This is a genomic window from Pseudomonas sp. Emmai, assembly GCF_055179735.1.
The window spans coordinates 5,734,768-5,747,818 of sequence record NZ_CM143685.1 but is presented as its reverse complement, the minus strand read 5'-3'; the positions used below and the strand labels follow the sequence as shown (position 1 = coordinate 5,747,818).

Annotated in this window: 13 protein-coding genes and 1 tRNA gene; 8 read left to right on the top strand and 6 right to left on the bottom strand. The window is 59.1% G+C overall.

All coding sequences use genetic code 11. The annotated features are described in order from the left end of the window. Window positions 1-20 precede the first annotated feature (20 nt). From tolB to nadA, 7 genes are all read left to right on the top strand, one after another. Window positions 21-1,289, top strand: coding sequence for a Tol-Pal system beta propeller repeat protein TolB (gene tolB, locus ACY4LX_RS26425; RefSeq protein WP_218585736.1), 1,269 nt, complete (start codon window positions 21-23; stop codon window positions 1,287-1,289). Between the two features lie 52 nt (window positions 1,290-1,341). Next, window positions 1,342-1,839 (top strand): peptidoglycan-associated lipoprotein Pal, encoded by a 498-nt coding sequence (gene pal / locus ACY4LX_RS26420; protein WP_003178634.1) that lies wholly within the window; start codon window positions 1,342-1,344, stop codon window positions 1,837-1,839. A 6-nt stretch (window positions 1,840-1,845) separates the two neighbouring features. Continuing rightward, window positions 1,846-2,688, top strand: a complete 843-nt coding sequence (ybgF, locus tag ACY4LX_RS26415; RefSeq protein WP_149657884.1) for a tol-pal system protein YbgF — start codon at window positions 1,846-1,848, stop codon at window positions 2,686-2,688. Between the two features lie 166 nt (window positions 2,689-2,854). Next, window positions 2,855-3,502: a 7-carboxy-7-deazaguanine synthase QueE gene (gene queE, locus ACY4LX_RS26410; protein ID WP_149657883.1), complete on the top strand. Its 648-nt coding sequence runs from the start codon at window positions 2,855-2,857 to the stop codon at window positions 3,500-3,502. 1 nt (window position 3,503) lies between these two features. Beyond that, complete coding sequence (gene queC / locus ACY4LX_RS26405; protein ID WP_149657882.1) at window positions 3,504-4,196, top strand: 7-cyano-7-deazaguanine synthase QueC; 693 nt, start codon at window positions 3,504-3,506, stop codon at window positions 4,194-4,196. 63 nt (window positions 4,197-4,259) lie between these two features. Further along, window positions 4,260-4,335: transfer RNA gene (locus tag ACY4LX_RS26400), tRNA-Lys, on the top strand. Between the two features lie 271 nt (window positions 4,336-4,606). Further along, a complete protein-coding gene (nadA, locus tag ACY4LX_RS26395; protein ID WP_149657881.1) occupies window positions 4,607-5,665 on the top strand; it encodes a quinolinate synthase NadA in 1,059 nt (352 codons plus the stop codon). An 85-nt stretch (window positions 5,666-5,750) separates the two neighbouring features. Here nadA and ACY4LX_RS26390 read toward each other — a convergent pair whose 3' ends face one another. The 6 genes from ACY4LX_RS26390 to gcvH form a co-directional block, all read right to left on the bottom strand. Next, entirely contained in the window at window positions 5,751-6,239 is a 489-nt protein-coding gene (locus tag ACY4LX_RS26390) for an RDD family protein (RefSeq protein WP_463258285.1), read from the bottom strand. Between the two features lie 96 nt (window positions 6,240-6,335). Continuing rightward, window positions 6,336-6,548 (bottom strand): cold-shock protein, encoded by a 213-nt coding sequence (locus tag ACY4LX_RS26385; RefSeq protein ID WP_003175786.1) that lies wholly within the window; start codon window positions 6,546-6,548, stop codon window positions 6,336-6,338. A gap of 392 nt (window positions 6,549-6,940) precedes the next feature. After that, window positions 6,941-8,065, bottom strand: coding sequence for a glycine cleavage system aminomethyltransferase GcvT (gene gcvT / locus ACY4LX_RS26380; protein WP_463258284.1), 1,125 nt, complete (start codon window positions 8,063-8,065; stop codon window positions 6,941-6,943). Between the two features lie 33 nt (window positions 8,066-8,098). Beyond that, window positions 8,099-9,475: an L-serine ammonia-lyase gene (locus tag ACY4LX_RS26375; protein WP_463258283.1), complete on the bottom strand. Its 1,377-nt coding sequence runs from the start codon at window positions 9,473-9,475 to the stop codon at window positions 8,099-8,101. 106 nt (window positions 9,476-9,581) lie between these two features. Beyond that, complete coding sequence (gcvP, locus tag ACY4LX_RS26370; protein WP_463258282.1) at window positions 9,582-12,434, bottom strand: aminomethyl-transferring glycine dehydrogenase; 2,853 nt, start codon at window positions 12,432-12,434, stop codon at window positions 9,582-9,584. Between the two features lie 9 nt (window positions 12,435-12,443). Continuing rightward, complete coding sequence (gcvH, locus tag ACY4LX_RS26365) at window positions 12,444-12,827, bottom strand: glycine cleavage system protein GcvH (RefSeq protein ID WP_008027813.1); 384 nt, start codon at window positions 12,825-12,827, stop codon at window positions 12,444-12,446. Here gcvH and ACY4LX_RS26360 point away from each other — a divergent pair. Further along, entirely contained in the window at window positions 12,826-13,032 is a 207-nt protein-coding gene (locus ACY4LX_RS26360; protein WP_149657876.1) for a hypothetical protein, read from the top strand. The two genes, gcvH and ACY4LX_RS26360, sit on opposite strands and share 2 nt — an antisense overlap. Window positions 13,033-13,051: the final 19 nt, after the last annotated feature.

Sequence of the window (13,051 nt, the reverse complement as noted above, 5' to 3'; positions counted from 1 at the left end):
TTCGAGGACTGCTTGTAGTCATGTTCTGCTTTGCAGGATTGGCGAGCGCAGATGAAAAAAACATTCTGGTCAGCAGTGGTAGCTCCCAGGCAACTCCAATTGCCGTAGTGCCATTTGGTTTCCAGGGCGGCACCGTGCTGCCGGATGACATGGCCGAAATCATCGGTAATGACTTGCGCAACTCGGGCTACTACTCGCCGATTCCAAAGCAGAACATGATCAGCCAGCCGACCCAGCCGAGCGAAATCATTTTCCGTGACTGGAAAGCGGTAAACGCCCAGTTCATCATGGTCGGCAACATTGTTCCGGCGGGCGGTCGCTTGCAGGTCCAATACTCGCTGTTCAACGTTGCGACCGAGCAAAAAGTATCGGAAGGCAGTGTCTCCGGTACGGTTGATCAGCTGCGCGACATGGCGCACTACATCGCCGACCAGTCGTTCGAAAAGCTCACCGGTATTAAAGGTGCGTTCTCGACTCGCCTGTTGTACGTGACCGCCGAGCGCTTCTCCGAGAAGAACACGCGCTATACGCTGCAACGTTCGGACTACGACGGTGCTCGCGCCGTGACCCTGCTGCAATCGCGCGAGCCAATCCTGTCGCCGCGTTTCGCACCGGATGGCAAGCGCATCGCCTATGTATCGTTCGAGCAGAAGCGTCCGCGCATCTTCATGCAGAACATCGACACCGGCCGCCGTGAGCAGATCACCAACTTCGAAGGCCTGAATGGCGCGCCAGCCTGGTCGCCGGATGGCAATCGCCTGGCATTCGTGTTGTCGAAAGACGGTAACCCGGACATCTACGTGATGAACCTGGGTTCGCGTCAGATCACTCGTGTCACCAACGGTCCCGGCATCAACACCGAACCGTTCTGGGGCAAGGATGGTTCGACCATCTACTTCACCTCCGACCGTGGCGGCAAGCCGCAAATCTACAAGACCAGCGTTGGTGGCGGCGGTGCGGAACGCGTGACTTTCATCGGTAACTACAACGCAAACCCGAAACTTTCGGCCGATGAAAAGACCCTGGTGATGATTCACCGCCAGGACGGCTTCACTAATTTCAAGGTGGCGGCCCAGGATTTGCAGCGCGGAAGCGTAAAAATCCTCACTGATAGCACTCTGGACGAGTCGCCTACTGTTGCGCCCAACGGCACCATGGTAATCTACGCCACCCGCCAGCAGGGCCGGGGAGTCTTGATGCTCGTGTCCATCAATGGACGCGTAAGGCTCCCGCTTCCTACCGCACAAGGCGAAGTCAGAGAACCTTCCTGGTCCCCTTACCTGAACTGACGCGGCGCTACACGTTTTACTTAACACACTGGGGTTCATTAGGAGTTTCACGATGGAAATGCTGAAGTTTGGTAAATTTGCTGCGCTGGCTCTGGCCATGGCTGTAGCTGTAGGTTGCTCGTCCAAAGGCGGCGACAATGCCGGTGAAGGCGCTGTTGATCCAAACGCTGGTTACGGCGCTAACACTGGTGCAGTTGACGGCTCCCTGAGCGAAGAAGCTGCTCTGCGCGCAATCACCACTTTCTACTTCGAATACGACAGCTCGGACCTGAAGCCAGAAGCCATGCGCGCTCTGGATGTTCACGCTAAAGACCTGAAAGCAAACGGCGCTCGCGTTGTTCTGGAAGGCAACACCGACGAACGTGGTACTCGTGAGTACAACATGGCACTGGGCGAGCGTCGTGCGAAAGCCGTTCAGCGCTACCTGGTACTGCAAGGTGTTTCCCCAGCTCAGCTGGAACTGGTTTCCTACGGCGAAGAGCGTCCAGTTGCTACCGGCAACGACGAGCAGTCCTGGGCTCAAAACCGTCGCGTCGAACTGCGTAAGTAATTCGTCATGCGAACGTGCCGTCGTGCTGTAACTGTTTTGGCTCTCAGTCTCGCACCGCTTGCGGTGTGGGCTGCGGTTCCTGTGGTCGATAACAACTCCGGTTCTAACAGCGGGAGCAGTTATCCGCCTGCGGGTTACGGTACGAACGGCGCCTATGCCGGGGGAGGGGTTTCGGCCCCTGTCTCGGCACAGGGCGAGCTGTTCAACCAACTGCAATCCATGCAGGAGCAGATCTCACGCCAACAGGGTGTGATCGAAGTTCTGCAAAATGATGTATCGCGCATGAAGCAAGAAAGCCTGGAGCGATACCAGGATCTTGATCGGCGCATAGGAACCGGCGCTGCACCGGCCGCGACTCCTGATAATTCTTCCACCGGTGGCACTCTGAATGCCCCCGGCGCAGCAGCCGCTGCAGGCGCAGGTGCAGGAGCGGCCGCCGCTCAAGCCCCTGCCGCCAGCAGTGAACCGGGTGATCCGGCGAAGGAAAAACTGTATTACGATGCGGCCTTCGACCTGATCAAAGCCAAGGATTTCGACAAGGCCAGCCAGGCTTTCGCCGCTTTCCTGCGCAAATACCCGAACAGCCAATACGCGGGCAATGCCCAGTACTGGTTGGGCGAAGTCAATTTGGCCAAAGGCGATCTGCAAGGTGCAGGTCAGGCGTTTGCCAAGGTTTCGCAGCTGTACCCCAAGCACGCCAAAGTGCCTGACTCGCTGTACAAGCTCGCTGATGTAGAGCGCCGCCTGGGTCATACCGACAAGGTCAAAGGCATTCTGCAACAGGTGGTGTCGCAATATCCGGGCACTTCCGCCGCACAGCTGGCTCAACGCGATCTGCAGCGCATGTAAGCCTGTTTGAGCCGTTTTGAAGAAACCCGCACTCGTTGCGGGTTTTTTCGTTAGAATTCACGCCCTTTTTCTGAAACACGCTTTTTGGGATTCGCGCGTTGGCGGGGTTCCTTGAAGAGCCTGACGGAGGCGGACAGCCTGTTTAGCTGTTACGCCCGTGGCGACTATGCAAGACACATTGAGAATTACCGAAGTTTTTTACTCGTTGCAGGGTGAAACGCGGACTGCCGGGCTGCCCACTGTTTTTGTGCGCCTGACCGGTTGCCCATTGCGTTGCCAATACTGCGACAGCGCCTACGCATTCACCGGCGGGACCATTCGCCCCCTCGACGACATCCTCGCGCAAGTGGCCGGTTTTCGTCCGCGTTACGTGTGTGTCACCGGCGGCGAGCCGTTGGCGCAACCCAACGCCATCCCATTGCTCAAGCAGTTGTGCGACGCCGGTTACGAAGTGTCTCTGGAAACCAGTGGTGCGCTCGACATCTCGGCGGTAGATTCCCGGGTCAGTCGCGTCGTCGATCTGAAAACTCCGGGTTCGAAAGAAGCGCACCGCAACCGCTATGAGAACATCGAACTGCTGACGCCCAACGACCAGGTGAAGTTTGTCATCTGCTCGCGGGAGGACTACGACTGGGCTGTGTCCAAGTTGATCCAGTACGGTCTGGACCGACGAGCCGGCGAAGTGCTGTTCTCGCCAAGTCACCATGACCTCAATGCACGGGACCTGGCTGACTGGGTGGTGGCGGACAATCTGCCAGTGCGTTTGCAATTGCAGCTGCATAAATATCTTTGGAATGACGAGCCGGGGCGCTGATATGACTGAACAACTGAACACTACCGAGAAACGTGCGGTGATCCTGCTGTCCGGCGGCCTGGACTCGGCAACAGTCGTGGCCATGGCCCGGGCTGAAGGCTACGCCTGCTACACCATGAGCTTCGACTACGGCCAACGCTCCCACGCTGAGTTGCACGCCGCCGCCCGTGTTGCTCGCGACCTGGGTGTGATCGAGCACAAGGTGATCGGTCTGAACCTGAACGGTATGGGCGGCTCGGCACTGACCGACAGCAGCATCGATATTCCAGAAACGCCAGGTGAAGGTATCCCAGTAACGTACGTGCCTGCGCGCAACACGGTGTTTCTGTCGCTGGCGTTGGGCTGGGCTGAAGTGCTCGGCGCGCGTGACATTTTTATTGGTGTGAACGCCGTGGACTATTCGGGTTACCCGGACTGCCGTCCCGAGTTCATCGAGTCCTTCGAGCGCATGGCCAATCTGGCGACCAAGGCCGGTGTCGAAGGCAACGGTTTCCGTATCCAGGCCCCGCTGCAAAACCTGAGCAAGGCGCAGATCGTCCAGGCCGGCGTGAAGCTGGGCGTTGATTACGGGCTGACGGTTTCCTGCTATCAGGCCGACGATAAAGGCTATGCCTGCGGCAAATGCGACAGCTGCCGCCTGCGTGCAGAAGGCTTCGCAGCAGCCGGAATCAGCGACCCAACACCTTATTTTTGATTTATTTCAAATTAGGTGTTGAATAGTCCTTAAAAATCAGTATTATACGCGCCACCACACAGCGGGTCGTTAGCTCAGTTGGTAGAGCAGTTGGCTTTTAACCAATTGGTCGTAGGTTCGAATCCCACACGACCCACCATTTTTTGTAGCAGTTTTAAAAGTCTGGAAGGCCCACGCAAGTGAGGATTTCCGGATTTTTTTTTGCCTGCGATTTGAGTTCGACTCCACGCGGTGCTACACCGCGTGACGCAGGTCAGAATCATCTTTTGCATCCACGGGATATTCTGTAGCCTTGCCCGGCTCCAACGCTGTGCCTGATGAATACTCACTCTCCCGGCGGTACCCGTAAGGGGTCCGGAGCCGGGTGTATACTCGACTTTCGCGCGAAAGCGCCCGCAGGTCTTGCGATCATGACGCAAATTTCCGAACGCCTACTGGTTCAAGCTCACCTCGACGCCAAGCAGCCCAAGCCGCTGACCGCCGAGGAAGAGGCCTATTACCGTTCTGCCATCGCTGCCGAGCTCAAGGCTCAGGACGCGGTGCTGGTGGCTCACTTCTATTGCGATCCGGTGATTCAGGCCTTGGCCGAAGAAACCGGTGGCTGCGTCTCCGACTCCCTGGAAATGGCACGCTTCGGCAATGCCCACCCGGCCAAGACCGTGGTGGTCGCCGGGGTGAAGTTCATGGGCGAGACCGCGAAGATCCTCAACCCTGAAAAACGCGTGCTGATGCCGACCCTGGACGCGACCTGCTCGCTGGACCTGGGATGCCCGGTGGACGAGTTCTCGGCGTTCTGCGATCAGCACCCGGAACGCACGGTGGTGGTGTATGCCAACACTTCGGCGGCGGTCAAGGCTCGGGCGGACTGGGTGGTGACTTCAAGCTGCGCGCTGGAGATCGTCGAAAGCCTGATGGATAACGGCGAGACCATCATCTGGGGCCCGGATAAACATTTGGGCACTTATATTCAGCGTAAGACCGGAGCGGACATGTTGCTGTGGGACGGTGCCTGCATCGTTCACGAGGAGTTCAAGTCCAAGCAGCTCGAAGACATGAAAGCGCTGTACCCGGACGCGGCCATTCTGGTGCACCCAGAGTCGCCGACAGCGGTAATCGAACTGGCGGACGCCGTCGGTTCTACCAGTCAGCTGATCGCTGCGGCGCAAAGCCTGCCGAACAAGACCTTCATCGTCGCCACCGACCGCGGCATTTTCTACAAAATGCAGCAGCTGTGCCCGGACAAGGTCTTCATCGAGGCCCCAACGGCCGGTAACGGTGCCGCGTGCCGCAGTTGCGCGCACTGCCCGTGGATGGCGATGAACACCCTTGAGCGCACGCTCAAGAGCTTGAAGGAAGGGACGAACGAGATCTTTGTCGATCCGGCGTTGATTCCGCAGGCGATTCGGCCGTTGAAGCGGATGCTGGACTTTACCCAGGCGGCGCGGATGAAGTTGGCTGGGAACGCTTAAGCGTCATATCTAAGGGCAAGATCAAAAGATCGCAGCCTTCGGCTCCTACAGGGGTTGCCGAAGGCTGCGATCTTTTTTGTGGGCGCTACTTCTGTTTCTTTGGAATGCGTACAAGCTGCGAATCGGAATACATGTCATGCCAACTGCGCTTCTGCTTATCAAACAGCGGCCAGAGAAACCCCAGGCCCACACACAGCCACGATGCAATCGACACCACAAACCGCAACAACGCCTGCCACAAGCTGATGGATGAACCATCGGCGTTCTGCACCCGGATGCACCACACCTGCATGCCCAGGGTCTGGCCGGACCAGGTCCAGAACTTGGCGAAGAAGCCGAACAGCACGAACAACAACACCGTTGACAGTAAGGGATCGCCGTCCAGGGCGCCGGCTTCGGTCAGGGTGCGCATCTTGTCTTCGCCGATGATCGCCATCTGGATCATCTTGTAGAGGCCGCTGGTGACGATCAACAGGGCGGTGCACAACAGGAAGTCATAGAACATCGCTGCCAGGCGACGACCCAACGTGGCGGCGGGGAAGTCGCCCTGGGGTTTGAGCAGGTGTTTCGACATGGCAGCCTCTGGGTGAAAAAAGAAAGCCATTTTACGGATTTACGCGCACAAAAAAGCCCCTGATGTCAGCATCAGGGGCTTTTTCGTTACAGAAGGTTAGGCTTCTGCTTGTACTTCGTCAGCCTGCATGCCTTTCTGGCCTTGCACAGCGACGAAAGTCACTTTCTGGCCTTCTTTGAGGCTCTTGAAGCCGTTGCCCTGGATGGCGCGGAAATGCACAAACAGATCCGGACCGCTTTCAGGAGTGATAAAACCAAAACCTTTCTCGTCGTTAAACCACTTGACGGTACCGCTCTGACGTTGGGACATTTCTTATTTCCTTTGACGCAAAAATTAATGACAGTCTCTTTCTCATGAAAGAGTACTGGGGCTGGTTGCAGGAGAGTAAGAAGACGTCGAACGGGATGTAGCTAACTTGTAGGCTACTGCCCAGGTCACGATTCCAAGCGACCCATGCAAACACAGTGAACAAACTCTACGCCAACTAGCCAATAAAAAACAAGCCCCTGTGAGGGGCCCGGTTTTGCTCAGGTTGGTGGCTGTTAGTCGGTCCACTAGTGCGGCTTATTCGAAACAGGTGTTCAATTGTTTTCGATCGTTATAAGCCAAGTTCATAAGCGAAAGCATGCACTGTTTTATGGCGGTTGCGTTACAGAGTAGTGCACTGTTAACGCAATCGCGTTACTTATAGAAACAGTCAATCAACCGCGGTAGTAGCGTTGTGGAACAAATGGCATTTTGCTTACAAGCAAAGGCACCTTTTTCCCACGAACAATTGCCCAAACCGGTGTTTCCAGCGCGATGTAAGCGCTGTCGACGTAACCCATGGCCAGCGGGCCACCCAGGGTCGGTCCGAAGCCGCCGCTGCAGACGCTGCCGATGATCTCGCCGGCTTCGTTTTCGATCTCTGCGCCTTCGCGCACTGGCGTACGTTCCTGCGGCAGCAGACCAACGCGCTTGCGGCTGACCCCGCCTTGCTGTTGAGCGAATACAGTTTCAGCGCCCGGGAAGCCGCCAGCCCGCGCACCATCGGCACGCCGTGGCTTGGAGATGGCCCACAGCAGGCTGGCTTCGATCGGCGTAGTCTCGGTGTTCATGTCATGGCCGTAGAGGCACAGGCCGGCTTCCAGGCGCAGCGAGTCGCGCGCGCCGAGGCCGATGGCGGCGACTTCAGGTTCTGCGAGCAGAGCACGGGCCAGGGCTTCGGCATTGGCGGCCGGCACGGAGATTTCGAAACCGTCTTCGCCGGTGTAGCCCGAACGGCTGACAAAGCAATCCACACCCAGCAGTTTCACGCGGGCGAACTGCATGAAGGTCATCTTCGCCACTTCAGGGGCAAAGCGTGCAAGTACGGTCACGGCGGCCGGACCTTGCAAGGCCAGCAACGCGCGCTCTTCGAACAACGGCTCAATGGTGCACTGATCACCAATATGCTTGCGCAAGTGCGCCAGGTCCTGATCCTTGCAAGCGGCGTTGACCACCAGGAACAGTTCATCGTTACCCAGGTTGGCAACCATCAGGTCGTCAAGAATGCCGCCCGTCTCGTTGGTGAACATCGCGTAACGCTGCATGCCCACCGGCAAGTCGATGATGTCCACCGGCACCAGGGTTTCCAGGGCCTTGGCGGCATTGGCGCCGGTCAGGCGGATCTGGCCCATGTGCGACACATCGAACAGCCCGGCCTGATCACGGGTGTGTTGGTGTTCTTTCATCACGCCCAGCGGGTATTGCACCGGCATGTCGTAGCCGGCGAACGGCACCATGCGCGCGCCGAGTTCGATGTGCAAAGCGTGCAGCGGGGTTTTCAGCAATTGTTCGGTGGACATATTCAGCTCCTGAAAATAGTGCGGATGCCTGCATCAGCACTCGATGATGTTGACCGCCAAACCGCCACGGGCGGTTTCCTTGTATTTGCTTTTCATGTCGGCGCCGGTCTGGCGCATGGTGCGGATGACCTTATCCAGCGAGACGAAGTGTTGCCCGTCACCGCGCAATGCCATGCGCACCGCGTTGATGGCTTTCACCGAGCCCATGGCGTTGCGCTCGATGCACGGCACCTGAACGAGGCCGCCAATCGGGTCGCAGGTCAGGCCGAGGTTGTGTTCCATGCCGATTTCAGCGGCGTTTTCCACTTGTTGCACGCTGCCGCCGAGGACTTCGCACAACGCCCCGGCCGCCATCGAGCAAGCGACGCCGACTTCACCCTGACAGCCGACTTCGGCGCCGGAGATCGAGGCGTTTTCCTTATAGAGAATGCCAATGGCCGCAGCCGTCAGCAGAAACCGCACCACGCCGTCTTCGTTGGCGCCGGGGATGAAGCGCATGTAGTAATGCAACACCGCCGGGACGATCCCCGCTGCACCGTTAGTGGGCGCCGTCACCACGCGCCCGCCATTGGCGTTTTCTTCGTTGACTGCCAGCGCATAGAGGTTGACCCAGTCCAGCACCGACAGTGGATCGCGCAGGGCCGATTCCGGGTTCTTGCACAGTTGCCGATGCAACGCCGCCGCCCGACGCTTGACCTTCAAGCCGCCGGGCAGGATGCCTTCGTTGCGGCAACCGGCGGCGACGCAGTCCTGCATCACTTGCCAGATATTCAGCAGGCCGGCGCGGGTTTCCGCTTCCGGGCGCCAGGCGCTTTCGTTGGTCAGCATCACCTGGCTGATCGACAAGCCGTAGGTGGTGCAGTGAGTGAGCAGATCCTTGGCGCTTTTGAACGGAAAGGTCAGCGGCGTGGCGTCTTCGACGATGCGGTCGGCGCCGGCGGCGTCTTCATCGACGACAAACCCGCCGCCCACCGAGTAGTACTCGCGGCTGCGCACTTGCAGGCCTGCGGCGTCAAAGGCACGAAAGATCATGCCATTGGGGTGATAGGGCAATGGTTTGCGGATCATCGCCAGGTGTTCTTTCTCGTTGAACGCAATGCTGTGTTCGCCGAGCAGGTTCAAACGACCGTTGCCGCGAATTTCTTGCAGGCGGGCGGCGACGGTTTCGGTGTTCACGGTGTCCGGGTGTTCGCCTTCCAGGCCGAGCAGCACAGCCTTGTCGCTGCCGTGTCCTTTACCCGTGGCGCCGAGCGAGCCGTAGAGCTCGACTTTGACGCAGGTGGTCGCGGCCAGTAGCCCTTCACGGCGCAGACCTTCGGCGAAACGCGCAGCGGCACGCATCGGGCCGACGGTGTGGGAGCTGGAGGGGCCGATGCCAATCTTGAACAGGTCGAACACGCTTAATGACATGGTGAACTCCAGTGGAGTAGCGGCAAGCAGCAAGCTACAAGCGGCAAGTTAGAAGCTGATCAGCTCTTTCTTGCAGCTTGAAGCTTGCGACTTGAAGCTGCTTTTCTTAAGCGTAGCTTTCGATCGACGGGCAGGCGCACACCAGGTTGCGATCGCCAAACACGTTGTCGACGCGACCGACCGGTGGCCAGTATTTGCCGTCGATCAACGATGCAACCGGGTACACCGCTTGCTCACGGCTGTACGGATGCGTCCACTCGCCAACAATCTCCGCCGCCGTATGCGGGGCGTTTTTCAGCGGGTTGTCTTCCTTGTCCAGCGTGCCGTTTTCCACCGCGCGGATTTCTTCGCGGATGCGGATCATGGCGTCGCAGAAGCGGTCCAGTTCTTCCTTGGATTCGCTTTCGGTCGGCTCGATCATCAACGTGCCAGCCACCGGGAACGACATGGTTGGCGCGTGGAAACCGAAGTCGATCAGGCGCTTGGCCACGTCATCGACGCTGATGCCGCTGCTGTCTTTCAGCGGACGCAGGTCGAGGATGCATTCGTGCGCCACCAGGCCGTTGCTGCCGGTGTACAGCACTGGGTAATGCTCTTCCAGGCGACGGGAAATGTAGTTGGCATTCAGGATCGCCAGTTGCGAAGCGCGCTTGAGACCCGCGCCACCCATCATCCGGATGTACATCCAGGTGATCGGCAAAATGCTCGCGCTGCCGAACGGTGCCGCGCAGACCGCGCCTTCCTTGCGCTCCATGGTGCCGTGACCCGGCAGGAACGGCGTCAGGTGCGATTTCACGCCAATCGGACCAACGCCCGGGCCGCCACCGCCGTGGGGAATGCAGAAGGTTTTGTGCAGGTTCAGGTGCGACACGTCGCCGCCGAACTTGCCCGGCGCGCAGAGGCCGACCATTGCGTTCATGTTCGCGCCGTCGATGTACACCTGGCCGCCGTGGTCATGAATGATGCCGCAGATTTCGCGGATGCCTTCTTCGAACACGCCGTGGGTCGACGGGTACGTGATCATCAATGCCGCGAGGTGTTCACGGTGCTCGATGGCCTTGGCGCGCAGGTCTTCGATGTCGACGTTGCCACGGGCATCGCACGCGGTCACAACCACGCGCATGCCGGCCATGTTGGCGGTGGCCGGGTTGGTGCCGTGGGCGGACGACGGGATCAGGCAGATGTCGCGACGGTCTTCGCCACGGCTCTGGTGATAGGCACGGATCGCCAACAGGCCAGCGTATTCACCTTGGGAACCGGCGTTCGGTTGCAGCGAGATCGAGTCGTAACCGGTGGCGGCGCAGAGCATCGCTTCCAGTTCATCGGTCAGTTGCTGATAACCGGCGCTTTGTTCGGCTGGGGCGAACGGGTGCAGGGCCCCGAATTCAGCCCAGGTCACCGGGATCATTTCGCTGGCGGCGTTGAGTTTCATGGTGCACGAACCCAGCGGGATCATGGTGCGATCCAGGGCCAGGTCCTTGTCGGCGAGTTTGCGCAGGTAGCGCATCAGCTCGGTTTCCGAGTGGTAACGGTTGAACACCGGGTGGCTGAGGATCGGCGATTGGCGAACCAGCGCGGCCGGGATGGTGCTTTGAACGGAGGCGGCGAGGGCGGCGAAGTCCGGCAGGGTTTTGCCGTCGGACAGCAGGGCCCACAGGGTTTCCACGTCGGCTTGCGAGGTGGTTTCGTCGAGGGACAGGCCCAGGCGTTGAGCATCGACGACGCGCAGGTTGATCTGCTGGGCGCGAGCCTTGTCGTGCAATGCGGCAGTGTTAGCGCCAGTGTTCAGAGTCAGCGTGTCGAAGAAGTTTGCTTGCTCAACCGTCAGACCGATTGCGCTCAAGCCTTTGGCCAGAATCGCCGTCAGGTGATGAATGCGGTTGGCAATCTGGGTCAGGCCTTTGGGGCCGTGGTAAACGGCGTACATGCTGGCGATGTTGGCCAACAGCACCTGGGCGGTGCAGATGTTCGACGTAGCCTTCTCGCGACGAATATGTTGCTCGCGGGTCTGCATGGCCAGGCGCAGGGCCGGCTTGCCGAAACGGTCCACGGAGACGCCGACCAGACGGCCCGGCATGTCACGTTTGAACGCATCTTTCGTCGAGAAGTAAGCCGCGTGCGGGCCACCAAAACCCAGCGGCACGCCGAAGCGTTGGGCGCTGCCGATGGCCACGTCGGCACCGAATTCGCCCGGTGGCGTCAGTACGGTCAGGGCCAGCAGGTCAGCCGCGACGGCGACCAACGCGTTGGCAGCATGGAAGCGTTCGGTCAGTTCGCGGTAGTCGAAGACATCACCGTTGCTCGCCGGGTATTGCAGCAGCGCGCCGAAGAACGGCGTTACGTCGGTCAGTTCCAGTTCGTCGCCGACCACCACGTCGATGCCCAACGGCTCGGCACGGGTGCGCAGCACGTCGAGGGTTTGCGGGTGGCAATGCACGGAAGCGAAGAAGGCGTGGCTGCCCTTGTTCTTGCTCAGGCGTTTGCAGAAGGTCATGGCTTCGGCAGCGGCGGTGGCTTCGTCGAGCAGGGAAGCGTTGGCGATCGGCAGGCCGGTGAGGTCGCTGATCAGGGTCTGGAAGTTCAGCAGCGCTTCGAGACGGCCCTGGGAAATCTCCGGTTGGTACGGGGTGTAAGCGGTGTACCAGGCCGGGTTTTCCAGCAGGTTGCGCAGGATCGGCGACGGCGTGTGGGTGCCGTAGTAGCCCTGGCCGATGTAGGTCTTGAACAGCTGGTTCTTGGCGGCGATGCCTTTGATCAACGCCAAGGCGTCGGCTTCGCTCAGGCCATCGTCCAGGCCGAGGACGCTGGTGCCTTTGATGCTTTCGGGGATGACGCTGGCGCTCAGGGCTTCCAGGGAGTCGAAACCGAGGCTGTTGAGCATGGCTTGCTCATCGCCGGAACGCGGGCCGATGTGGCGGGCGATGAATTCGTTGGCGGTGCTGAGATTTACTTGAGTCATGTCGGTTCCTCAGGCTTCGGCGTTGGCTTTGATCAGACGGTCGTAGGCGTCCTGATCGAGCAATTTGGCAACGGCCGAGGCGTCGGTTGGCTGGAAGCGGAAGAACCAGCCTTCGCCCAGCGGATCTTCGTTGACCAGTTCAGGGCTGCTGTCGAGCGCCGGGTTCACTTCCAGCACTTCACCGTCGAGGGGCATGTACACGCCGCTGGCGGCTTTAACCGATTCCACGGTGGCGGCTTCAGCGCCTTTGTCGTAGGACTGCAGCTCAGGCAGTTGTACGAAAACCACGTCGCCCAAGGCGTTCTGCGCGAAAGCGGTGATGCCGACTGTGACGCTGCCGTCAGCTTCAGTGCGCAGCCATTCGTGATCTTCAGTAAAACGCAACTCGCTCATGGAAACTCCTAAGGGGGCCAGACTCGTCTGGTGGACGCGATTGAATGCTTGGGCTAAAGCCCTTCTTTATAGATGGTTACTAAGCAAGAACGCGGCCAAGGTTATTAAGTCTTTAAATATCAACGGGTTAGGAGTTTTTGGTGAACGAGTGATTGAAATGTCTGTAGCGAAATCGCTACAGCTCAAAGCAAAGAAAAAAGCGTAATGGGATCAAAGCCTTGCAC